Origin of the sequence: Micromonospora sp. NPDC049662, from assembly GCF_040675055.1 — a bacterium.
Classification (GTDB): Bacteria; Actinomycetota; Actinomycetes; order Mycobacteriales; family Micromonosporaceae; genus Micromonospora.
The window spans coordinates 150,448-171,049 of sequence record NZ_JBFAOC010000006.1; the positions used below are offsets into that span (position 1 = coordinate 150,448).

Annotated in this window: 25 protein-coding genes; 11 read left to right on the forward strand and 14 right to left on the reverse strand. The window is 72.1% G+C overall.

Translation table 11 applies throughout. The features are described 5' to 3' along the window. Positions 1-34: 34 nt before the first annotated feature. Positions 35-484: a hypothetical protein gene (locus AB0J36_RS07160; protein ID WP_357173569.1), complete on the reverse strand. Its 450-nt coding sequence runs from the start codon at positions 482-484 to the stop codon at positions 35-37. Positions 485-583: 99 nt separating this feature from the next. Then, positions 584-1,123 (reverse strand): TetR family transcriptional regulator, encoded by a 540-nt coding sequence (locus tag AB0J36_RS07165; protein ID WP_363660258.1) that lies wholly within the window; start codon positions 1,121-1,123, stop codon positions 584-586. Positions 1,124-1,206: 83 nt separating this feature from the next. Here AB0J36_RS07165 and AB0J36_RS07170 point away from each other — a divergent pair, with 83 nt between their 5' ends. Then, positions 1,207-2,097, forward strand: coding sequence for an NmrA/HSCARG family protein (locus AB0J36_RS07170; RefSeq protein ID WP_357173575.1), 891 nt, complete (start codon positions 1,207-1,209; stop codon positions 2,095-2,097). 4 nt (positions 2,098-2,101) lie between these two features. Here the strand turns inward: AB0J36_RS07170 and AB0J36_RS07175 are convergent, their stop codons facing one another. Next, positions 2,102-3,286, reverse strand: coding sequence for an FAD-dependent oxidoreductase (locus AB0J36_RS07175; protein ID WP_363660259.1), 1,185 nt, complete (start codon positions 3,284-3,286; stop codon positions 2,102-2,104). Between the two features lie 82 nt (positions 3,287-3,368). Continuing rightward, positions 3,369-4,316 (reverse strand): RNA polymerase sigma-70 factor, encoded by a 948-nt coding sequence (locus AB0J36_RS07180; RefSeq protein WP_357132353.1) that lies wholly within the window; start codon positions 4,314-4,316, stop codon positions 3,369-3,371. Positions 4,317-4,445: 129 nt separating this feature from the next. Between AB0J36_RS07180 and AB0J36_RS07185 the strand changes: the two genes are divergently transcribed. After that, the gene (locus AB0J36_RS07185) at positions 4,446-5,009 is read left to right on the forward strand and encodes a Uma2 family endonuclease (RefSeq protein ID WP_357393282.1); all 564 of its coding nucleotides are present in this window, start codon (positions 4,446-4,448) and stop codon (positions 5,007-5,009) included. A 9-nt stretch (positions 5,010-5,018) separates the two neighbouring features. Here AB0J36_RS07185 and AB0J36_RS07190 read toward each other — a convergent pair whose 3' ends face one another. Beyond that, complete coding sequence (locus tag AB0J36_RS07190; RefSeq protein ID WP_357132359.1) at positions 5,019-6,221, reverse strand: hypothetical protein; 1,203 nt, start codon at positions 6,219-6,221, stop codon at positions 5,019-5,021. Between the two features lie 580 nt (positions 6,222-6,801). Here AB0J36_RS07190 and AB0J36_RS07195 point away from each other — a divergent pair. Both AB0J36_RS07195 and AB0J36_RS07200 read left to right on the forward strand, forming a co-directional pair. Then, a complete protein-coding gene (locus AB0J36_RS07195; protein ID WP_355051350.1) occupies positions 6,802-7,071 on the forward strand; it encodes a hypothetical protein in 270 nt (89 codons plus the stop codon). Next, entirely contained in the window at positions 7,071-8,108 is a 1,038-nt protein-coding gene (locus AB0J36_RS07200) for a hypothetical protein (protein WP_357132362.1), read from the forward strand. Before AB0J36_RS07195 ends, AB0J36_RS07200 begins: the two co-directional genes overlap by 1 nt. Before the next feature lie 9 nt (positions 8,109-8,117). On the opposite strand, the gene AB0J36_RS07205 is transcribed toward AB0J36_RS07200, so the two are convergent. Both AB0J36_RS07205 and AB0J36_RS07210 read right to left on the reverse strand, forming a co-directional pair. Next, positions 8,118-8,648, reverse strand: a complete 531-nt coding sequence (locus AB0J36_RS07205; RefSeq protein WP_357132366.1) for an SRPBCC family protein — start codon at positions 8,646-8,648, stop codon at positions 8,118-8,120. A gap of 1 nt (position 8,649) precedes the next feature. Then, a complete protein-coding gene (locus AB0J36_RS07210) occupies positions 8,650-8,961 on the reverse strand; it encodes a metalloregulator ArsR/SmtB family transcription factor (RefSeq protein WP_357132369.1) in 312 nt (103 codons plus the stop codon). Between the two features lie 97 nt (positions 8,962-9,058). On the opposite strand from AB0J36_RS07210, the gene AB0J36_RS07215 reads away from it, so the two are divergent. Continuing rightward, positions 9,059-9,988, forward strand: a complete 930-nt coding sequence (locus tag AB0J36_RS07215) for an LLM class F420-dependent oxidoreductase (protein ID WP_363660260.1) — start codon at positions 9,059-9,061, stop codon at positions 9,986-9,988. 4 nt (positions 9,989-9,992) lie between these two features. On the opposite strand, the gene AB0J36_RS07220 is transcribed toward AB0J36_RS07215, so the two are convergent. Beyond that, a complete protein-coding gene (locus AB0J36_RS07220; RefSeq protein ID WP_357132374.1) occupies positions 9,993-10,415 on the reverse strand; it encodes a hypothetical protein in 423 nt (140 codons plus the stop codon). 120 nt (positions 10,416-10,535) lie between these two features. Between AB0J36_RS07220 and AB0J36_RS07225 the strand changes: the two genes are divergently transcribed. Together AB0J36_RS07225 and AB0J36_RS07230 are read left to right on the forward strand one after the other, a co-directional pair. Continuing rightward, entirely contained in the window at positions 10,536-11,288 is a 753-nt protein-coding gene (locus AB0J36_RS07225) for a hypothetical protein (RefSeq protein ID WP_357132377.1), read from the forward strand. Continuing rightward, the gene (locus AB0J36_RS07230; RefSeq protein ID WP_357132381.1) at positions 11,285-12,562 is read left to right on the forward strand and encodes an FAD-binding protein; all 1,278 of its coding nucleotides are present in this window, start codon (positions 11,285-11,287) and stop codon (positions 12,560-12,562) included. Before AB0J36_RS07225 ends, AB0J36_RS07230 begins: the two co-directional genes overlap by 4 nt. Positions 12,563-12,686: 124 nt before the next feature. Here AB0J36_RS07230 and AB0J36_RS07235 read toward each other — a convergent pair whose 3' ends face one another. The 5 genes from AB0J36_RS07235 to AB0J36_RS07255 all read right to left on the reverse strand — a co-directional run bounded on the left by AB0J36_RS07235 (position 12,687) and on the right by AB0J36_RS07255 (position 15,903). Next, positions 12,687-13,838 (reverse strand): site-2 protease family protein, encoded by a 1,152-nt coding sequence (locus tag AB0J36_RS07235; RefSeq protein ID WP_357173584.1) that lies wholly within the window; start codon positions 13,836-13,838, stop codon positions 12,687-12,689. Positions 13,839-13,968: 130 nt separating this feature from the next. Continuing rightward, positions 13,969-14,478: a hypothetical protein gene (locus tag AB0J36_RS07240; RefSeq protein ID WP_363660261.1), complete on the reverse strand. Its 510-nt coding sequence runs from the start codon at positions 14,476-14,478 to the stop codon at positions 13,969-13,971. After that, positions 14,475-14,735, reverse strand: coding sequence for a hypothetical protein (locus AB0J36_RS07245; protein ID WP_363660262.1), 261 nt, complete (start codon positions 14,733-14,735; stop codon positions 14,475-14,477). The genes AB0J36_RS07240 and AB0J36_RS07245 overlap by 4 nt, the downstream gene beginning before the upstream one ends. Before the next feature lie 2 nt (positions 14,736-14,737). Beyond that, positions 14,738-14,911 (reverse strand): hypothetical protein, encoded by a 174-nt coding sequence (locus AB0J36_RS07250; RefSeq protein ID WP_363660263.1) that lies wholly within the window; start codon positions 14,909-14,911, stop codon positions 14,738-14,740. A gap of 137 nt (positions 14,912-15,048) precedes the next feature. Next, entirely contained in the window at positions 15,049-15,903 is an 855-nt protein-coding gene (locus tag AB0J36_RS07255) for an alpha/beta fold hydrolase (RefSeq protein WP_357132393.1), read from the reverse strand. Positions 15,904-16,178: 275 nt separating this feature from the next. Between AB0J36_RS07255 and AB0J36_RS07260 the strand changes: the two genes are divergently transcribed. Genes AB0J36_RS07260 through AB0J36_RS07275 form a run of 4 tightly spaced genes read left to right on the forward strand, consistent with a single transcriptional unit; the run spans position 16,179 to position 19,617 of the window. Further along, positions 16,179-17,078 carry an ABC transporter ATP-binding protein gene (locus AB0J36_RS07260; protein WP_357173598.1) on the forward strand — a complete coding sequence of 300 codons (900 nt, stop codon included), beginning with the start codon at positions 16,179-16,181 and terminating at the stop codon, positions 17,076-17,078. A gap of 3 nt (positions 17,079-17,081) precedes the next feature. Continuing rightward, positions 17,082-17,825 (forward strand): ABC transporter permease, encoded by a 744-nt coding sequence (locus AB0J36_RS07265; RefSeq protein WP_363660264.1) that lies wholly within the window; start codon positions 17,082-17,084, stop codon positions 17,823-17,825. A 26-nt stretch (positions 17,826-17,851) separates the two neighbouring features. After that, complete coding sequence (locus AB0J36_RS07270; RefSeq protein ID WP_357132402.1) at positions 17,852-18,988, forward strand: histidine kinase; 1,137 nt, start codon at positions 17,852-17,854, stop codon at positions 18,986-18,988. Then, positions 18,985-19,617 (forward strand): response regulator transcription factor, encoded by a 633-nt coding sequence (locus AB0J36_RS07275; protein WP_357132405.1) that lies wholly within the window; start codon positions 18,985-18,987, stop codon positions 19,615-19,617. Before AB0J36_RS07270 ends, AB0J36_RS07275 begins: the two co-directional genes overlap by 4 nt. A 10-nt stretch (positions 19,618-19,627) precedes the next feature. On the opposite strand, the gene AB0J36_RS07280 is transcribed toward AB0J36_RS07275, so the two are convergent. Further along, positions 19,628-20,539, reverse strand: coding sequence for a L,D-transpeptidase (locus AB0J36_RS07280; protein WP_357132408.1), 912 nt, complete (start codon positions 20,537-20,539; stop codon positions 19,628-19,630). Positions 20,540-20,602: the final 63 nt, after the last annotated feature.

Sequence of the window (20,602 nt, forward strand, 5' to 3'; positions counted from 1 at the left end):
TCGCACGCGGACCTGCGCGGCTACCTTCCGGCCGCTACGGCGAGCCGACGCCGTAGGAAGGCGGCTCCCAGCGGGTACCGGTAATCCCGGCCGCCTGTTCGTGCGCGCGGTTCAGGATCGACTCCGCCTCCCGCCGCGCGGCGGTCACGATGCTCTCCGCCTCGAGTCGCGCGACGGCGCGGTGGTCCTCGGCCTGCTTCTCGGCGAGGTCGAGGATCTGCTCCACCCGGGTGCCCAGGCCGCTGAGGGTCGGCGTCTCCCGCTTGCGCCGTCGCGGAGCGGCGGCGGCCTGGTCGTCCTCCCCCCGGTCGGCCAGGCCGTCCTCGACGAGGTGGGACTCGCCGGTGCCGATCAGGGAGAGCGCGACTCCGATCGCGGCGACCGCGACACCGGACCAGACGGCGGCCGGCCCGAGGGCCGGACCGACCGCGCCGCCGACGCCGAGCCCGACGAGGACGGCTGCGGTCCTGGCTGGCTTGCGCACGGGTCCTCCAACGACGGTACGGGCGCGGGCATCGGGTTCCAGCATGACGATCGAGTCAAGCTCGCCAGCCCCGAACACTCCATCGTGGATTGAGGTCGGTCACCGTGCGGGGGGCTGGATTCCCGCCAGGGAGAGGGCCAGGAGTCGTTCCGCCTTCGTGGCGTCGGCCGGCTGGGCGGCGAGTGAGATGGCGTTGGCGAGGGTCATCACGTCCGCCATGACGACATCCGCGCGTACGGTTCCCTGCTCGACGGCCCGACGCAACAGCTTCTCGCCCGCCGCGCAGAGCGTCGCGCCGCAGGTCTCGTTCTCCTCAGGTGGCGCGTTCAGCAGTGTCACCGCGAGCCCACGGGTCGTCGTGGCGTACACGGTGACCTCCCGCAACCAGGTGGTGAAGGCGGCGAGAGCGTCCGGCTCGGCCAGCAGGTCCTCGGCGCGACCGGCGAGGTTCTGCACGCAGGTCCGGAAGACGGCCTGGAGCAGGGACCACCGGGACGGGAAGCGCCGGTGCAGGGTCGCCGAGCCGACCCCGGCGGAGCGGGCGATCTCCTCCAGCGAGGCGTACGCGCCATCGCGGGCGATCGCCTCGGCGGCCGCCTCCACGATGAGGTCGTAGTTGCGTTGTGCGTCGGCTCTCATGGCCCGCCCTTGCCAAAGTGGGGTGGTCCCCCATATCGTAGCCGGCGACAAGTGGGGGGACGCCCCACTTATTTGGAGGCATCATGGCTGTCCTCGTCATCGGCGCGACCGGCAAGCAGGGAGGGGCTACCGCCCGAGCACTGCTCGACCGTGGCGTCGTGGTCCGTGCCCTGGTCCGCGACGTCGCCACCGACAGCGCACAGGCTCTGGCCGCGCGCGGCGCCGAACTGGTCAAGGGCGACCTGGACGATCCCGCGTCGCTGCTCGCCGCGGCCCAGGGGATGGACGGCCTCTTCTCGATCCCGTTTCCCGACGTGGCGAACCTGCAGGGCGACGCCGAGCTGACTCGCGGTCGGAACGTCGTCGAGGCCGCCCGCCGGGCCGGCGTGGCACACGTCGTACACAGCAGCGTGTCCGGCGCGGGCGACTTCCACCGCAGCCAGCCCGGCTGGGCCGAGGGCCGCTGGGACCGGCACTACTGGGAGAGCAAGGCGGCGATCGACGAGATGGTCCGCACCGGTGGCTTCGCGCACTGGACCGTCCTGGCGCCCTCGACGTTCATGGAGAACCTGGTCGGCTGGTCGTACCTCTTCGGCGACTGGTCCAGCGGCACGATCATCACCGGCTTCGCGGCGGACGCCCAGCTCCCCTGGGTCGCCGTCGACGACATCGGAGAGGCCGCGGCGATCGCGTTCACGGACCCGGGACGGCTCGACGGCCTGGACGTCGAACTCGCCGGCGACCTGCTCACCATGACCGAGGTGGCCGCGATCCTCAGCGAGGTCACCGGCCGGACGATCTCCGCGCCCGTGCTCACTCCGCGGGAAGCCGTCGAACGCGGACTGCTTCCCGCCATGGTCAATTCGGTCGAGCGGATCAACGAGAATGGCAGTCCCGCCCGTCCCGAGATCACCCGGGCGCTCGGCCTGCCCACGACCGACTTCCGGACGTGGGCACGCCGCACATTCTCCTGAGGGGTCACATCGAGGCGGTGGCCCGCGTCCGGGTCGCGACGACCCGGCGGCGGCGCACCGGGTACGGGATCGGGTGGGAGATCCCCCAGGCGGCGCCCTTGCAGACGACCTCCTTGTAGCGGGCCGCCAGCCGCCCGGTCAGCTGGGACGGCTTGGCCCGGTCGTCGGCGGTCACGTACTGAATGATGCCGTCGCGGCGGCCGAGACTGATGCACTGGTTGAAGTAGCGCAGCGGGGCATTCGGCATCTTCGTCCGGCCGGTCAGGCGCGCGGCGATGGCGTCGGCCGCCTGCCAGGCCATCGGAGTTCCCGAGGCGCAGGACATCCGTAGCGGCTTGCCGCCCGGCCCGGCGGCGAGTCCGGCGTCGCCGACCGCGTACACGTCCGGGTGCGAGACGGACCGCATGGTGTCGTCGACGACGATCTGCCCGGTGGCCGCGACGGTCAGACCGGTGGCGGCGGCGATGGGGTGGACGGCGAAGCCGGCCGTCCACACGGTCACCGTGGCCGGGATCGTGCCACCGTCGGCGTTGACCACGCCGGCCGGCTCGACCCGAACGACGTCGGTGTGCTCGTGCACCGAGATGCCGAGCCGGTTCGTGACGCCCCGCAGGTGCTGTCGCGCCCTGCCGTTCAGCCAGTCACCGAGACCGCCGCGGACGGCGATCGCGACGTCGAGGTCGGGCCGGGCCTCGGCGATCTCGGTGACGGCCTCGAGGCCGGTGAGACCCCCGCCGACCACGAGCACCCGCTGCCCGGCGGCGAGGTGGGCGAGACGGTCCCGCAGCCGCAGCGCCGACGGTCGGCCCGCGAGGTCGTACGCGTGCTCGGCGACGCCGGGAACGCCGTGGTCGGCCGAGGCGCTGCCGAGGGCGTAGACGAGCGTGTCGTACGCGATCTCGTCGTTGCCGTGCGCGTCGGTGAGCGCGACGGTGCGGCGGTCGACGTCGACGGCGGTGACCCGGGCGACGCGGACCCGCACGCCGGTGCCCGCGTACACCCGGCTCAGCTCGCGGCGCGTGAGGTCCTGGCCGGCGGCGAGCTGGTGCATGCGGACCCGCTCGACGAAGTCGGCCTCGGCGTTGACAACGGTGATCTCGATGTCGTCGGGGTGCAACCGGCGGGCGAGGCGGCCGGCGGCGGTCGCTCCGGCGTAGCCGGCTCCGAGGACGACGATGCGGTGCTTCATGGCGGCGCTCCTGTCTCGGCGATGGTCGCTACCTGAACCGGGCAGCGACGCCGTTGCTGACAGGAGGCGGCTATGACCTGGGTCACCAGACGTGCAGGAGCGGCTCCGAGTGTGCGGTGACGGACCACTGGCGGGTGACGCGTTCGAGCTTGTCGGGGTTGACCTGGACGCGGATCGCCGCGACTCCCTCGGGGGTCATCTCCAGGGACATGACACCGACGACCTGCTCGCCGGTCACGACGACGACCGCGGGCCCGCCGTTGACGACCTCGGCGTAGAGGGCGGGGCTGCTGCCGCCCACCAGGTTCCGTTTCACGTCGCTGGGCCGGAAGAGGCCGCGCAGGAACTTCGCCACCGCCAGCGCGCCGACGACCGGCGTGGTGCGGGCCGGGATCTTGCCGCCGCCGTCACCGACGCTCGTCACGTCCCCGGTCAACAACTCCACCAGCCGCTGGATCTGGCCGCTGTTGGCCGCCGTGAGGAACTCGCTGACGATCTGCCGGGCGGCGGCGTCGTCCACCTCGCCGCGCGCCCGGCCGGCGGCGACGTGCTGCTTGGCACGCCGGTAGATCTGCTGGCAGTTCGACTCGGTGAGGTCGAGGATCTCGGCGATCTCGCTGTGCGGGTAGCCGAAGGCCTCGCGCAGCACGTACACCGCGCGCTCGTTGGGCGACAGCCGCTCCATGAGGGTGAGCACCGCCATCGAGACCGATTCGCGCTGCTCGACGGTGTCGACCGGCCCGAGCATCCGGTCCCCGGCGAGGACGGGCTCGGGCAGCCAGGTGCCCACGTAGGTCTCGCGCCGGGCGCGCGCCGAGGTGAGCTGGTTGAGGCACAGGTTGGTGAGTACCCTCGTCAGCCAGGCCTCGGGCGTCTCGACGCGCTCCCGGTCGGTGGCCTGCCAGCGCAGGAACGTGTCCTGGACCGCGTCCTCGGCGTCGCTGGCCGAGCCCAGCAGTCGATAGGCGATCGCCTCCAGGCGGGGCCGGGAGCGCTCGAACACCTCGATCTCGTCGGAACGCAGTGGCATGGCTCGACAGTAACCGCGCCTGTCGCGCGGCTCGGCGAGCCGGTTGCGCGGTGATTCGGCGCGCTCGGTAGGCGCAAACCGGGACGTCAGCGGCCGCAGATCCCACTACTGGCCATTAGGATGTGGGCCATGAGCGCCGAGGCCGTAGGCATGTACATGCCCGCCGTCGTGACGCTCGACGACGTCGCGGCGATGAACTCCGCCGATCCGAATGGCCACCGCTACGAGACCAGCCCCGAGGGGGTCCTGTCGGTCATGCCGCCGCCCGATTCGGAGCACGCCACGATCGCGAGTCGGCTCTTTGCCTGGCTGATTATGGCTGGTTGGCCCGCCGAGCAGGTGCTTCAAGCCGTCGGTGTGCGGATCTCCGGCCCGGGTGGTGACGGTGGCCGAATTCCCGATCTCAGCGTCTGGCGCAAGCCGCCGGGCCGCAGTGTCTGGGCGTCGGTGACCGAAATCGCGCTTGTAGTGGAGATCGTCTCGCCGGGTTCGGAGGCGATGGACTCGGTGACCAAGGTCCGTGAGTACGCGTCGGCCGGCATCTCGCAGTACTGGGTCGTGGACCGCGACGGGGCGCAGACGGTCACCCTCTACCGGCTGGGTGGAAACGGGCCGTACGAGGAGCACGCGAAGATGCCGTTGGCGTGGCTGCTCCAGTCGGTCCCCGCCGACCACCTCGACCAGAGCCTCTGACACACGTCCCTACTGGTCGACGAGCGCCGTCAGGGCCGCGCGTTGTGGCCAGGCCTCGTCGGTCATGCAGTCGGTGAGGCAGGAGAGACCGAAGGCAAGCGGCCACGAGGCGCTGTGCCGATTCTCGGCGGGCAGCAGCGCGAGAGGGTCGTCGGGATCCCACTGTGCGGTGGTCGGAACGGGTACGGCGAGCACCTCACCCACGTACGGCCGTTCCGTCCAGAGGACGGCCCGCCGCAGCACCTCGTCGGCAGTGACCTTGAGCAGGGTGACCGTGCAGAACTCCGGCACGCCGCCCCGACTGATCCACCGCCCGAAGCCGAGGACCACGCTCTCGGCTATCTCGTGTGGTTCGAGGTGGCACTCCTCGCGCAGTTCGCGCAGCGCGCCAGCGACGATGACCTCCTGAAGGCTGGGCGCGGTAACCGTCGCCGCCGCGTCCCCGGGCTCCAACGAACCCGATCCGGAGGGTGCGATGAGCCCGGGGCTGCCCACGTTGTCCCGGGTCTGTGCGACGAGCAGCAGCCGTCCGTCGAGGGTGAACGCCAGGGTGGAGATGCCCACCACGTTTGCCAGCCGACTGTCGGCGAACCGTCGCAGCCGGTCCCGGTGGTCGAGGATCAGGTCACGGCCACGCATCGGTCGGGTGTCCCGACCTGCCTCGTAGACGTCGTACGGCGCGAGCAGGTTGCTGCAGAAGAAGTCGAAGTAGTGCGCCGGCCGCAGCGTGACGACCGGGTCGTCGGCACCGGTCGGCAGGTCGTCGGCGAGGCCCAACACCGCTCCGTTGTACATGGCGGCCGTCCGGGCGTGCCGGGCCAGGAAGTCGAACGACCAGCGCCGCAGGTCCCGGCCGAGGACGTAGCTCGTCGGCGAGACGGCGCAGCGGATGCGCTGGCCCCGCAGCCGGGAACTCTCGTCGGTGGGGATGATGCCGGTGCTGTGGGCACTGGTGAGGACCCGCCTCGGGTACCGGACCTGTTCGACGATGTCCCGATAGTCGTCGCCGTCGCGGGGATGGAAGCGGAACTGTCGAGTCCGTCGACGGTTGGCGAGGATCTCCAGGGTCGAGACCAGGAGACCCGCCGTGGCCGCCGCGACGCTGAGCGCCAGCGGTGGGCTCTGGGTGGCGGTCGCCGCGCTCAGGATCGCCAGGCCAACGCCGGCGGCGGTCAGGCGGTACCGCCACAGGCCCTGCCGCCAGATGCTCATCGTCGTGCTGACTCTTCTCGCCGTCCTGAGCACTCGGCACCTTTTCGGTCGCACCTGACGGAGACGACCGCATGGTATCCGCAGTAGAAACCACCACATTTACGCCGAGTTGCCGTCCAAGTTTACGAATGTGTCAGCGCTCGCGGCGTGCGCCGCGCCGCGGTGGCCAGCGGCGGCGCAGGTGAGCAATCCGTCCGTCGAGGACAGATGTCGCTAACCGGACAAGACGGTAAAGCCCCTGGTAGAGGACCCTTAAGGCAGGCGAGAGGGCGAGGGATGTCGGGCCACATCCCCACCCGCGGGCCCGGTACGGACAGCATCGTCCGCTCCGGTGCCGCCCTCGCCGGCCCGGCCCCGCCGGTGCGGGCCCGGCACCGCCGCCGGCCCCGACGAGGCGCACGGCTCGGCCGTCCCACACCGCTGGAGGCGCCCGCAGCGGTGTCACCGTCCACCGCCGGCGACGTCGCCCACCGGCACGTCGCCCACGTGCCCTGTCGACCACACGCATCGTGGATCCCGCCCTGTTCGGCGTCGCTCACCCGCGCGCCGGGCCGGGCGACCGAATCAGAGAGGCCCTGTCATGGCGGCTCCCACCGCGACCGCAGCCCTGAACGCATCCGTCTTCTCGCCGGGTGACCAGATGCTGCTGACCGTCACGTACTCCGACGCCGACACCAAACCGCTGACCGTCACCATCGTGGTCACCGACGCGCAGGGCAACAGCAGCGCGCCGGTCAAGGTCACCGCGGTCATCGACCCGCTCACCGTGACCGTCTCCGACAACTCCGGGCGTACCTGGACCCGGGTCTCCGACAACGGCTCCGTCGCCGTGTACCGGGCGGTGGCGTGATGCCCCGGGTCACCGTCCAGGTCCGCGACGCCGCCGGACACACGGCGACGGCCGGGGTCGACTACACCGTGCGCCAACCGGTACTCGGCGGCTACTACCTGTCCGGCGGGGCCGACCCCACCGCCGACATGGCCGGCGGCAACTTCCGCTCGTTGACCCAGTACCGCAGCTTCGCCGACGGGTACATCTTTCCCGGCTACAACCGGCCGTGGCTGGTCAACCTGGGCAAGGCCGGCGTGCAGATGAACATGGTCCTGGAGCTGAAGCACTACGGCGCCGGCGACGCCGGGCCGCAGACCTTCACCGTGGACGGCGTCACCTACACCGTGCCCGCGCCGTCGATGACGATCCAGCAGCGTCCGGGCACCAGTTGGCCGAAGGCGTACGGCTACACCCAGGTGCTCAACGGCCAGTGCGACGGGTTGTTCGCGCGGGCCCTGTCCCAGTACCGGACGCTCGGCTTCGGGGTGAACATCCAACTCGCGTCCGAGTTGGACACCGACCACGAGTTCGGTACGACCGAGGCCGGCAAGGCGTACACCTGGGCCGAGTCCGACGCGCGGGCGGTGCAGGCCGTGTCGTACATCGTCACCTGGTTCAAGGCCCGGACCTTGCCCACCGGCACGACCTTCTCCGTGGGGGTGGGCGGCTTCGACCGGGCGTGCTTCCAGCGCACCCACACCGAGGCGCTGATGTCCCGACTGGACTACCTCCAGTGGAACGCCTACGCGACCGCCTCCGGCCAGACCGCGCTGGCCCGCTTCCGCCGGACCAAGGACTGGGCGGTGGCGGACCTCGGCCCGGTGGCGCTGTCCCGGCCGGTGATCATCGCGGAGTACGGGGTGCGGTCCGCCGAGATCCCCGACCAGGCCGCCTGGATCGCCACCGTTCCGGCGGCGATCGCCCAGCTCAACGCCGAGCGGGGTCCCCTCATCGCGCGGACCAACTACTTCAACTCCGGGTGGGGCACCCTGTCGCCGAAGGCGGCCGGGCTGGCCGCGCTGCGCACCGCGTACGCCACCCGACCGTACGTCTGATCGACGCGGTCACTCCGCTTCGAGCCGCTCGGCGTACGCGTCGCGCAGTGCGGGCCAGCCGAAGTCCTTGGCCTCGGCGCCGCGGATCGGGCCGACCGGGTCTCCGTCGAGCAGCCGGTCGGCCACGTCGAGGCAGAGGTGCCAGCCCGCGGCGACCATCGGCAGCGCGCCCGGCTCGGCGACGGTGTGTCGCAGGGTGAGCCGGGTGCCGCTACCCGAGGCCGTCAGCTCCCACCGCAGCAGGTCGTCGCCCCAGGTGTACTCGAGCAGGTGAGGCGGCTCGGCTCGGCGTACGGCCGCGGTCTGCTGCACCGACGTCTCGCCGTCGACGAGGGTGAGCACGGCGGCGCCGGGGCTGCCGAGGTCCCGGTCGGCGAGGAACGGCGCCCACTGCGCGAGCTGTGCCGGATCGGTCAGCGCCGCCCAGACCGCGCCGGGTGGGTGCCGCAGGTCGCGGACGAACACCAGGGTCGCACCGCCGTCGGCGTGTTCGGCGCGCGCCTCGGCGGGTGGGCTCGGGCGGAACGTGTCGCGGTCCATGTCACTGCTCCTGACTGTCGAGGTGCCGTTGTAGGGCGTCCAGGTGACGACTCCACAGCTGGCGGTACGGGTCGAGCCAGCCGTCGACCGCTCGCAGCGGACCCGGGTCGAGGCGGTAGATCCGCCGCCGGGCGGCGACCCGGCAGGAGACGAAGCCGGCCTCGCGCAACACCCGCAGGTGTTTGGAGACGGCCGGCTGGCTGACACCGAGCCCGTCGACCAGCTCGTTCACGCTGCGGTCGGCGTCGCGGAGGGCGTCGAGGATCCGGCGTCGGGTGGGCTCGGCGAGGACGGTGAAGGCGTCGCTGGACACCCGCTCAATATGCCCCTGCCGTCATATGTCTGTCAAAGTATACGACGGTGGCGGCCGTCCCGGAGCGGCATCGGGGACGGCTACCTATGCTCGGAGCATGGAACTGCGGATCTTCACCGAACCCCAGCAGGGTGCCACCTACGACCAGTTGCTCGCGGTCGCCCGCCGCGCCGAGGACGCCGGCTTCGGCGCGTTCTTCCGCTCCGACCACTACCTGAAGATGGGCTCGGTGAGCGGCGACCCGGGCCCCACCGACGCGTGGACGACGCTGGCCGGTCTGGCCCGCGACACCAGCAGCATCCGGCTGGGCACGCTGATGACCGCCGCCACGTTCCGGCTGCCCGGCCCGCTGGCGATCACGGTGGCGCAGGTCGACCAGATGAGCGGCGGTCGGGTGGAGCTGGGCATCGGCACCGGTTGGTACGGCGACGAGCACACCGCGTACGGCATCCCGTTCCCGGCCCTGGGCGAGCGGTTCGACCGACTGGAGGAGCAGCTCGCGGTCATCACCGGCCTCTGGTCCACCCCGGCGGGCGAGACGTTCAGCCACCCGGGCCGGTACTACCCGGTCACCGACTCGCCCGCCCTGCCCAAGCCGGTGCAGCAGCCCCGCCCGCCGATCCTGCTCGGCGGGATGGGGCCGAAGCGGACGCCCCGGCTGGCCGCCCGCTACGCCGACGAGTTCAACCTGCCGTTCGCCTCGCCGACGGACTCGGCGGCGCAGTTCGAGCGCGTCCGCGCGGTGTGCGCCGAGATCGGCCGCGACCCGGCGGAACTGGTCTGGTCCAACGCCCTGGTGCTCTGCTGCGGACGCGACGACGCCGAGGTGGCCCGCCGGGCCGCCGCCATCGGCCGGGACCCGGACGAGCTGCGGGCCAACGGCATCGCCGGCACGCCCGACGAGGTCCTGAACACCATCGACCGGTACGCCAAGATCGGCAGCCAGCGGATCTACCTCCAGGTGCTGGACCTGGCCGACCTCGACCACCTCGACCTGGTCGCGAGCGAGGTGCTGGCGAACCTGTGACCCGTCAGGCGCGGTGCTGCGCGTGCCGGCCCGGCTCGCGCAGCACCGTGTCCAACCGGCCGTCACGGTCGCTGTCCACATAGGTGATGTCCGGTACGCCGTCACCGTCCACGTCGATCTGGACGACGTCGGCCACGCCGTCACCGTTGAGGTCGGTGACGATCTCGACCGACCCGTCCAGGTGGCGCGTCACGATCGACCGCGACTCGCCGGCGGGCTCGCGGGGCGGTGGCCCCGGCGACGGTACGGGCGTCGGCGCGGGAGCGGGAGCGGGCGTCGGCCGGGGACCGGGTGTGGGCGCCGGGTGGTTCGGCAACCGGACGTTTGGCGGCGCACTGGCCGGCTCGACCGCGCTGCCGGTCGGGTCCAGCTCCTCCTCCGACGGGAAGACGTCGCCCCGCGCGGCCGGATCACGGTAGCTGCTCATGGGCGTAGGGTTCCCCGCCGACGGCGAGAACAACCGTGCCCGATCGTCCGGTGTCCTCGGTGCCCGGTCTGGCGGAAGATGTCGGGACCGACGCCACGGTCATGAAACGGGGGTCCACGGGTGGAATTGCGCCGGAATCGGGGGGCCCGTGCGCTCGCCCTGGCCTGCGTACTCGGTGGGGTAATCCTGCTGGCCTATCCCAGCGACCGCGCCCTGCTACGGACGATCATCGCGGTGGGTGTCATCGCGCTCGGCACGGTGGCGCTGGTCAGCGCGTTGCGGCCGTTCCGGTTCGGGATCCACGCGGACGGGCTGAGCATCCGGCGGCCGGGCCTGCGCCGGGAGTTCCGGTGGGCCGAGGTCGACACGGTGGTCCTCGACGAGCCGCCTCGACAGGATGGCTACCCGACCCCGCCGAGGCTGTTGCTGGTGCCTGTGCAGGGTATGCCGCGTGAGCTGGTGACCGCCCGCCACCCGCTCGACGGCCGGCCGGCCATCGAGCTGCTCGTTCTCGACCAGGTCCGCGAGCAACCCGAGCAGGTGTCCGAAGCGCTCACCCGGCATGCCGGAGACCGCTTCGTCGACCTGCTCGCTCTGCGGCGCGCCGCCTTCGCCGTCCCGGACATCGCGGTGGGCCTGCGCGGCTACGCCATGGACCGGGTCGATCGGCTGATCCGGCGCGGCCAGGACGCCCTGCTGTCCGGCGACGCGGCGGCCCGGCAGGCAGCCCGCGTCGAGATCGAACGCGCCAGCGCGGCCGGTCTGCCGCGCGCCCAACGTGGTTACCACACGTTCCAGGTGGATACGGTTCTAGACGCCCTCATCGCCGCTCTGAGCGACCAGCAGTCCACCGATCGGGAGACCGCCACGTGACCACCCCGGGACCGAACGCCACGTCGACCGCAGCTTCCGAGGTGCCACGCCGCAACTGGGCCGGCAACGTCCGGTACGCGGCGCGGGCGTTCCACCGACCGACCTCCCTCGACGAGGTGCGTCGCCTCGTCGCCGGCAGTCGGCGCGTCCGCGCCCTCGGCACGGGGCACTCCTTCAACCGCTTCGGCGACACCGCCGGCGACCTCGTGAGCCTGGCCGGTCTGCCGCCGACCGTCGAGGTGGACCGCGAACGGGGCCAGGTCACCGTGAGCGGCGCGATGCGCTACGGCGACCTCGCCGGACACCTGCACACCCAGGGGTACGCGCTGGCCAACATGGCCTCGCTGCCGCACATCTCGGTCGCCGGCGCGGTGGCCACCGCAACCCACGGCTCCGGCCCCACCCACGGCAACCTGGCCAGCGCCGTCGCCGGCCTGGAGCTGGTCACCGCCGACGGCGACCTGCTGCGGGTCGACCGCGACGACGACACGTTCGCCGGCATGGTGGTGGGGCTCGGCGCGCTCGGCCTGGTCACCCGGGTCACCCTGGACCTGGTGCCGGCCTTCGAGCTGCGCCAGTACGTACGGCTCGACCTCGACCCGGCCGCGCTGGACGAGGCGCTCGACTCGGCGTACAGCGTGAGTGTCTTCACCGACTGGCGTAGGCCGCGACTGCGGGAGGTGTGGCGCAAGCAGCTCGCGGACCAGCCGCCGCCGGAGGCGGACTGGCTCGGCACCACCCCGGCCGACCAGCCACGGCACCCGGTGCTCGGCATGCCGCCGGAGAACTGCACCCCGCAACTCGGCGAGCCGGGCCCGTGGCACGAGCGCCTGCCGCACTTCAAGCTCGGCTTCACCCCGAGCAGCGGTGACGAGTTGCAGTCCGAGTACCACCTGCCACGTACCGCCGTCGCCGACGCGCTCGCCGCCCTGGCCGACGTGGCGCACCTGATCGCCCCGGTCCTGCACGTGTGCGAGCTGCGGACGGTGGCGGCCGACGAGCTGTGGCTGAGCCCCAACCACCAGCGGGACAGCTTCGTCGTCCACTTCACCTGGGTCGACGACACCGACGCGGTGCTACCCGTGCTGGCCGAGGTGGAGGCGCGACTGGCCCCGTTCGCTCCGCGCCCGCACTGGGGCAAGGTCTTCGTCACCGACCCGGAGGACCTGTCGGGCCGCTACCCGAGGTACGCCGACTTCACGTCCCTGCTGACGAAGCTGGACCCCAAAAACAAGTTCGGAACCGACCAGCTGAACCACTACTTCCCCCGCTAGCTCCCCGCGCCGCCCTACCCACGTCGATCATGGAGTTGTGGTGCCCGTTCAGGGGGCTTCGAAGACGTTTTGATCCCACCGCAACTCCATGATCGACGCGGCGTGGGCGGGCGGGAGAGGGGCGTTAGCCGGAAGGGGTGGGGGTGGGGGTGGGGGTGCGTAGGGTGGCGCGTTGGACTGCGCGGCTGATGTCGCTGGGGGAGACTATTCCGGTCAGGCGGCCGTCCTCGGCTACCACCAGGGCTCGGCCGTCGGCGCACTCGGTGAGCCGGGGGAGCAGGTCGTTGAGCTGTTCACCCGGCTGGGCGAGCACCAGCTCGTCGGCCCGGCAGGCCACCTCGGCCAGCGTGGTCGACGCGCGCCGCTCGGCCGGTACGCCCCGCACCCGGTCCACGGTGACCAGGCCGGTCGGCCGCCCCTGGTCGGTCAGCGGCAGCGCCGAGTGCCGGTACGCGAAGAGGTAGTGGTCGACGAAGTCGGCGACCGTCATGTCCGCCGACGCGGTCTGCGGCTGCGGTGTCATCACGTCGCCGACCCGGATTCCGCGCAGCGCGGTTCCGGTGCGGGCCTGTCGCTCCTCCACCCCGGCGGCCCCGATCAGGAACCAGCCGATCAGCGCCAGCCACAGCCCGCCGAAGCCGACGCCGGACAGGAACTGCCACAGCCCGAGGCCGATGAGCAGCGCGCCGAGCACCCAGCCGGCCCGCGCGGCGACCACTGACGCCCGGGTCCGGTCGCCGGTGGCCTTCCACACCGCCGCACGTAGCAGCCGACCGCCGTCCAGCGGCGCGGCCGGCAGCACGTTGAAGATCGCCAGCAGCACGTTGATGCCGGCCAGCCAGGCGATCGCCCCGAAGAGCAGCCCGCCCTGCCCGGCCAGCGCGAACAGCAGCGCGATGACGCCGAAGAACGCCCCGAGCAGCAGACTGACCAGCGGGCCGACGCCCGCGATGCGCAACTCCGCGCCCGGGTCACGCGGCTCGCCCTTCAGCTCGGCCACGCCGCCGAACAGCCACAGCGTGATGCCGTCGACCTCCAGCCCGTTGCGTTTGGCCACCACCGCGTGCGACACCTCGTGGGCGAGCAGGCCGACGAAGAAGACCACCGCCGCGGCCAGGCCGGCGAGGGTGTACGCCACGGCGGAGCGATCCGGGTACGAGCGGGGAAACTGGTTGGCGGCCAGCCCCCACGCGATCAGCGCGAAGATGACCAGCACGCTCCAGTTGACGCCGACCGGCACTCCCGCGATCCGACCGATCCGGAAACTCGCCCTCATCCCGGGCTCATACCCACGGTCAGCCGAGCCATGCGACACGCGGCGCTCAGGTCGTCGCTGCGGAAGGTGCAGCAGCTGAGATCGGGCGCGGATCCGCCTTGGTGACAGAAGGTCGATCAGGCTGTCGGCGTCACCGACCGGTGGTGGAGGTCGCGGTGCCGCCGGGGCCGCTCTTGATCTGATGCATCAACTCACGAAGCCCGGCCGTGGTGGCCTGCTCGGCGTCCTGAAGGTTGCCCTCGGTCTCGTCCGCCTTCTTCACGTGACGCCGGAGGAAGGCTTCGGCTCGGTTGCCCCTGGCTTCTGCCTCTGCGACCACCCGTTCACCCGTTGGTGATCCGCGGTCTTCGTCGAGGCGGGTGGGGGCAGATCCAGGGGCGATCACGTTGACGTAGTTGGCGAGATGTTGTGCGGCGTTGCTACTCAGTCGGCCGAGCCGGCCGGCCTTGTCGACAGCGGTGCCGCTCTTGCTGATCGCCAGGCCGAGCTTCGGGTTCTCGCTTCCGCTAGCGAGTTGGTGGAGATTTCGCCGAGCCTCGGCGACGTCCTGCTGGGCGTGGCCCGCTTTAACGGCGAGGGCGTCCAACTTGTCGATCGCGGCGTTAAGCTGCGCCACGACCTGGGCCAGAAGCCCAGTCATCCGAGTGACTCCCGATAGCTGCCGGCGTTGTCCTTGACCACTGTGATCACGTGGAGGGTCAGTTCCACCTCGCGTTGGGCCGAAATGAGGTCAGCACGGACCTTGTTGGCCTCGGCGTGCTGGCTGTCATGCAGGGTGGCGAGGGCGAGGCCGGTCGCCTCGTCGAGCTGAGTGCCGATTTCCCTGACTGTGGCGGCGGCTTCGCTGAGCGAGCGGTCGGCTTCGTAGAGGATCGCTTTGATCTCGCCGATGCTCACGGTCAGCCCAGCACGCTCATGTACTGTCGCGCTGCTTGACTGCTGCCCTGCAGGGTGGTTGCCCCTTCGACCAGCCGCTGTTTGCTCTGCTCGGCGCGAGCGATGGCTTCGGCGAGCGTCGGGTGGCCGGTGCCGGCGGCGCGCAGCCGGACCAATACCTGTTCGATGCTGGCCATGCTGTCCTCCCCGCTCGACCACGCGCGACGCGAGCCATCTTCGTACGTTCCGTGGAGGGACGAACACTAACCGACATCACGCGCCGTTCGCAGCCCCGGACGTAGATGCCGGCGAGCGGATTACCTCTGGCCGGGCGTCAGCGGCGGGGGGTCTCGCTGGCGATGGTCGCCTCGCGGGGCAGCGCCGCCGCCCGCATCGCCCAGTCCAGCGCGTAGTCGGCGATCTCCTCCCAGCCGGGCGCTCCGACCGTGAAGTGCGACCGGCCGGGAAACTCCTCGTACGCGGTGAGCGCGCGGGACTTCTGGTAGAGCCCCGCGTTGGCGCGGACCACCGACGCCGGCACCACGTGGTCCTGCCCGCCGGCCATCAGCAGCAGCGGCGCCCGGTCGACGCGTCCGGTGTCGACGCGGGCGGGCGAGCGCGGGTCGACGTTGGCGAACGCGCCCTCGAAGAACACCCGGCCCGCTCCGGGGACCGCGTACCGCTGCCAGGCCCGGTCGGACTCCTCTCGGCTCAAGGTGTTGCCGAAGGTGTAGGCGAAGTCGTCCGGGGTGAACGGGACGGCCTTGCTCCGGTTGGCGGGGCTGCGCAGGATCGGGAAGCCGGAGCGCAACTGGCTCAACGGCACCTTGAGCACCCCCTTGATCGCCGCCGGATGTACCCCCACCACCGCCGCGCCGAGTCCCCGGTCGGCGAGGACCTGGGCGAACAGCCCACCGAACGAGTGGCCCATGATGATCGGCGGACGCGGGAGCGCCCGGATGATCCGGTCGTAGTGGGCGACGATCGTCGCCATGCTCTGCTCGGCGATCGGGCTGGGGTCGTCGCGCAACTGCTCGACGGAGCGGTCCATGCCGGGCCACGCGGGAGCGATGACGTGCATGCCGCGCTCGGTGAATCGTTGGGCCCACCCCTCCCAGCTCCGTGGGGTCATCCAGAGCCCGTGGATCAGCACGATCGTGTCGACCTGGCCCTGCGGTGTGGCACCCATCGCGTCCTCCCGGTGTCGCGGCGTCCGGCGGCGCGCTTACCCGCTGCCGGACCCGGAATGCCTGTGTCGGGGGCGGATGTGCCGGTGGGCGTGATGACTCAGGGGCATCTTGATGACTGGGTGGCATCACGCTCGTCGGGGTCCTCGCCCGCCGGCCCGTCACGCTGCGTGCCCGCCGGGCTCTGAGCCGTGCCGTCCGGCCCTGACAAATGTCACGGTCGGAACGTGACGGCCGCTTCAGGAGTCGAGGTCCGCGACACCCCAGGATCAATGCCATGACGAGTACGCATCCGGCCGTCGAGCTGAACGGCCTCACCAAGACCTTCGGTACGGTCACCGCAGTCGACGGACTGAGCCTGCGGGTGCAGCCCGGCGAGGTGGTGGCGTTCCTCGGCCCCAACGGGGCGGGTAAGACCACCACGATCGACATGCTGCTCGGCCTGGCCCGCCCGGACGCGGGCACCGTGCGCGTTCTCGGCGGCACCGCCGACGAGGCGGTTGCCCGGGGGCGGATCGCCGCCGTGCTCCAGACCGGCGGCCTGCTCAAGGACCTCACCGTGGGCGAGACGGTACGGATGACCGCGCACTTCTACCGGCGCACCCGACCGGCGGCCGAGGTGCTGGCGCGCGCCGGTATCGCCGACATCGCCGACCGGCTCGTCGGGCGGTGCTCGGGCGGTCAGCAGCAGCGGCTGCGCTTCGCGTTGGCGCTGCTGCCGGACCCGGACCTGATGGTCCTCGACGAGCCGACCACCGGCATGGACGTCGAGGGTCGGCGGGACTTCTGGCAGGCCCTGCGCCGCGACGCCCGCGACGGCAGGACCGTCATCTTCGCCACCCACTACCTGGACGAGGCGGACGCGTACGCCGACCGGATCGTGCTGGTCCGCCAGGGCCGCGTCGTCGCGGACGGCACCACCGCCGAGATCAAGAACCTGGCCGCCGGCCGTACGGTGCGGGCCACCCTGCCCGGCGCGGACCAGGCCGCGCTCGCCGCGCTGCCCGGCGTCGACGCCGTGGAGGTACGCGGCGACAGCGTGCTGGTGCGTACCGGCGACTCGGACGCGATCGCCCGGCACCTGCTCACCCGGACCGCCGCCCGGGACGTGGAGATCACCTCCCGCAACCTCGAGGACGCCTTCCTCGCCCTGACCACCGAACGTATCGGAGCCTGACCCATGACCACCCTGCCCGCACCGGCTGTCCTCGGCATCGAGCTGCGCCGGGTGCTGCGCAACCGCCGCACCCTCGCCTTCACGCTGATCATGCCGGGCGTCTTCTTCCTCATCTTCGGTCTGCCGCAGCGGGGGCAGACCCTCGACAACGGCCGGCCCGTCACGGCGTACGTCATGATCAGCCTCGCCGTGTACGCGGCGATGGTGGCGACGACCAGCGCGGGTGGCGCGGTCGCCACCGAGCGGGCGTTGGGGTGGAGCCGGCAGCTACGGCTCACTCCGCTGCGGCCGACCGCGTACGTGGCGACGAAGCTGGCCACCGCGATGACCCTCGGCCTGATCGCGGTGGTCGTGGAGTTCCTGGTGGGGGCTGCGGCCGGCGTCCGCCTCCCGCTGGACGTCTGGCTGCTGTCCGGGCTGGCCGCCTGGGTCGGCTCGCTTGTGTTCGCCGCGTTCGGCCTGTTCATCGGCTACCTGGTGCCGGCCGAGAACGTCATGCAGTTCATCGGGCCGATCCTGGCGGTGCTGGCCATGTTCGGCGGGCTGTTCGTGCCGGTCGACGTGCTGCCGCACGTGCTCCAGCAGGTCGCGAAGTTCACCCCGGTGTACGGCATGGGTGAGCTGGCCCGCTCGCCACTGACCGGCGACGGCGTGAGCATGGCGGCGGTGGCCAACATCGTCATCTGGACCCTGGCCTTCGGTGTCGGCGCGACCCGGCTGTTCCGCCGGGACACCGCTCGGGTCTGACCGGTCCGACCGCTAGCGTGAACCCGATGGACCTCCCGACGGGGCAGCCCCAGCCGATGAACCGCCACTGGCGGTACATCGGCTGGCTGCTGGCCGCCGTGTGGCTGTTCTTCCTCAACGTGCCGATCTCCACCGCGCTGCACCAGTCGGAGCCGTGGCGGCGGTTCGTCGGAGTGACCGCCCTCGTCGTCTTCGGACTGGGTTACGTGCTGCTGTTCCAGTGGGCCCGTCGGCTGCGTCGGCTGCTGCTGCCGATTCCGGCGGGGCGAGCACGTCTGGGCCTGCTGGTGCTGCTCGGGGTGGGCCTGGCCAGCATCCCGGGCACCGGCGGCGACTGGCTGGCGACCCTGGTCTACGTGGCCGCGGCGGGGGTGTTCCTGCTGCCGCTGTCGGAGGCGCTGGCCACCGTGGCGCTCTGCGCCGTGACCCCCGCGCTGGCGTCCCGGCTGGTGCCGGGGTGGGAGGCGGAGAACGGCATCGTCTTCGCGGTGCTGCTCGCCTCGTTCGCAATGTTCGGCGTGTCCGGGCTGGCCCAGCGCAACAGCGAGTTGCAGGCCGCGCAGCAGGAGATCGGCCGGCTCGCGGTCGCCGAGGAGCGGGCCCGCGCCGCGCGCGACCTGCACGACATCCTCGGGCACTCGCTGACCGTGGTGGCGATCAAGGCCGAGCTGGCCGGGCGGCTGATCGAGGTCGACACCGTCCGGGCGGCCGCCGAGATCGCCGAGGTGGAGAAGCTGGCGCGGGCGGCGCTGGCCGACGTGCGGCAGACCGTCGGGGCGTACCGGGAGGTCACCTTCGCCGGGGAGTTGGCCGGCGCGCGATCCGCCCTCGCCGCGGCGGGCATCGCGGCGGAGTTGCCGGCCGAGATGCCGGAGCTGCCGCCCGAGTGGGACCGGCTGTTCGGGTGGACGGTACGCGAAGGGGTGACAAATGTGGTCCGGCACAGCGGGGCGCGGTGTTGCACGATCCGGGTCCGCCCGGACGGGGTCGAGGTGAGCGACGACGGTCGGGGACCGTCCACGCCGGACGTCGACGCCGCCGGGTACGGGCTGGTGGGCCTGCGGGAGCGGGCCCGCCGGTTGGATGCCGTGGTGACCGTGGGTCGGCGGCGGGACGGCACCGGTTTCCTGCTGCGGGTGCACGCCCCGGCGGAGGCCCGGTGAGCGGCCCGTCCACGCCGATCCGGCTGCTGCTCGCCGACGACCAGGCGCTCGTGCGTGGGGCGCTGGCCGCGCTGCTGTCGCTGGAGCCGGACCTGACCGTCGTGGCCGAGGTGGGCCGGGGCGACGAGGTGGTGTCCGAGGCCCTGCGGCACACGCCCGACGTGGCCCTGCTGGACGTGGAGATGCCCGGCCTGGACGGGATCGCCGCCACCGCCGCGTTGCGGGCCGCGCTGCCGGCCTGCCGGGTGCTGGTGGTGACCACGTTCGGTCGGCCCGGCTACCTGCGTCGCGCCATGGAGGCCGGCGCGAACGGCTTCGTGGTCAAGGACACCCCGGCCCGGCAGCTCGCCGACGCCGTCCGCCGGGTGCACGCCGGACTGCGGGTGGTGGATCCGACGCTGGCCGCGGAGACCCTGGCCACCGGGACGAGCCCGTTGACCGAGCGCGAGACCGAGGTGCTGCGCGCGGCGCGGGGCGGCGGCGCGGTCGCCGAACTGGCGAAGACGCTGCACCTGTCCGAGGGGACGGTGCGTAACCACCTGTCGGCGGCGATCGGCAAGACCGGTGCCCGCAACCGCGCCGCGGCCGTGCACATCGCCGAGCAGAACGGGTGGCTGCTCGGCGACTGAGCGGCCCGGCTCAGGCGGTCGACGGCGGGGTGGGGAGCTGGTCGACGACCACCAGGCTGCTGCCGGGCCGAACCTCGGCGAGCAGTTCCCGCTGACCGCTGCGGGTCACCCGGATGCAGCCGTTGGTGGTGTTCTCGCCCAGTTCGTCGTCGTTCTGCCAGGTGTGCAGGCCGATGTGCGCGCCCCTGAGCCCGGTCGGCACCGCCTCCGGGTCGTCCGGCACCGAGCCGAGGGCGTAGATGTCCACGCCGCCGTAGACCTCCTCGGGTGGCGGGGTGCGGCCCAGGATGAAGGTGCGCCCGAGCGGCGTCTCCTGCCCCGACTGGCCGAGGCTCGTCTTCCAGGAGCGCACCGCCTTGCCGGCCCGGTACCAGGTCAGCCGGTGTGCCCTGCGCTCCACCACGATCTGGTCGCGCAGCGCCACGGTGTCGAACCCGCCCGGCGGCAGCCAGGCGAGCTGCCGGTTCGCCGACGGCAGCAGGACGGCCGTCCAGCCGGCCCGCCGCTGGGCGATCGGCACGGTCAGCTCGGCCCCCGCGAGCGTCGGCTCGACGAAGGCCAGCGGCCGGCCACCGGGAGCGTCGTACGCGGCGATCCGCCGGGTCGGGTGCACGCCCTCGGCCAGTGGCGTGGTGTCCATCGTGGCCGGGTCGGCGGGGAAGCCCCTGGGCGCGGGGTCGTAGTCGAGCACCGGCAGCCCGTCCGGAGCGGGCGCGGCCGGCGGGACCGACTCCTGGAGGCTCTGCTCGACGCTGCTCGGCGTCGGGTCGGCGATCGCCGCGTTCTGGTCGTCGGGGGCCGTCGAGCGTGGGGTGAGAGCCTGGCCGGTCAGCAGCGCGGCGACCAGCAGCACGGGTACGGCGACCGCGCCGACGATCCAGCCGGCGCGACGACGGTACGGGGACATTCGGTCAAACGGCACTAAACCACTCTAGGACGGTGAACGGTCCGGGGCCCCCGGTTCGGCGATACCCGCCGCCTGGAG

Bases quoted from the DNA above. Each gene is read 5' to 3' on its own strand.
- AB0J36_RS07215 (WP_363660260.1), top strand. From the start codon at position 9,059: ATGGAACTGCGGATCTTCACCGAACCCCAGCAGGGTGCCACCTACGAC.
- AB0J36_RS07200 (WP_357132362.1), top strand. From the start codon at position 7,071: ATGCCCCGGGTCACCGTCCAGGTCCGCGACGCCGCCGGACACACGGCG.
- AB0J36_RS07180 (WP_357132353.1), bottom strand. From the start codon at position 4,316: ATGCCACTGCGTTCCGACGAGATCGAGGTGTTCGAGCGCTCCCGGCCC.
- AB0J36_RS07170 (WP_357173575.1), top strand. From the start codon at position 1,207: ATGGCTGTCCTCGTCATCGGCGCGACCGGCAAGCAGGGAGGGGCTACC.
- AB0J36_RS07175 (WP_363660259.1), bottom strand. From the start codon at position 3,286: ATGAAGCACCGCATCGTCGTCCTCGGAGCCGGCTACGCCGGAGCGACC.
- AB0J36_RS07235 (WP_357173584.1), bottom strand. From the start codon at position 13,838: ATGAGGGCGAGTTTCCGGATCGGTCGGATCGCGGGAGTGCCGGTCGGC.
- AB0J36_RS07195 (WP_355051350.1), top strand. From the start codon at position 6,802: ATGGCGGCTCCCACCGCGACCGCAGCCCTGAACGCATCCGTCTTCTCG.
- AB0J36_RS07205 (WP_357132366.1), bottom strand. From the start codon at position 8,648: ATGGACCGCGACACGTTCCGCCCGAGCCCACCCGCCGAGGCGCGCGCC.
- AB0J36_RS07190 (WP_357132359.1), bottom strand. From the start codon at position 6,221: ATGAGCATCTGGCGGCAGGGCCTGTGGCGGTACCGCCTGACCGCCGCC.
- AB0J36_RS07255 (WP_357132393.1), bottom strand. From the start codon at position 15,903: ATGGGTGCCACACCGCAGGGCCAGGTCGACACGATCGTGCTGATCCAC.
- AB0J36_RS07220 (WP_357132374.1), bottom strand. From the start codon at position 10,415: ATGAGCAGCTACCGTGATCCGGCCGCGCGGGGCGACGTCTTCCCGTCG.
- AB0J36_RS07260 (WP_357173598.1), top strand. From the start codon at position 16,179: ATGACGAGTACGCATCCGGCCGTCGAGCTGAACGGCCTCACCAAGACC.
- AB0J36_RS07250 (WP_363660263.1), bottom strand. From the start codon at position 14,911: ATGGCCAGCATCGAACAGGTATTGGTCCGGCTGCGCGCCGCCGGCACC.
- AB0J36_RS07240 (WP_363660261.1), bottom strand. From the start codon at position 14,478: ATGACTGGGCTTCTGGCCCAGGTCGTGGCGCAGCTTAACGCCGCGATC.
- AB0J36_RS07165 (WP_363660258.1), bottom strand. From the start codon at position 1,123: ATGAGAGCCGACGCACAACGCAACTACGACCTCATCGTGGAGGCGGCC.
- AB0J36_RS07185 (WP_357393282.1), top strand. From the start codon at position 4,446: ATGAGCGCCGAGGCCGTAGGCATGTACATGCCCGCCGTCGTGACGCTC.
- AB0J36_RS07270 (WP_357132402.1), top strand. From the start codon at position 17,852: ATGGACCTCCCGACGGGGCAGCCCCAGCCGATGAACCGCCACTGGCGG.
- AB0J36_RS07265 (WP_363660264.1), top strand. From the start codon at position 17,082: ATGACCACCCTGCCCGCACCGGCTGTCCTCGGCATCGAGCTGCGCCGG.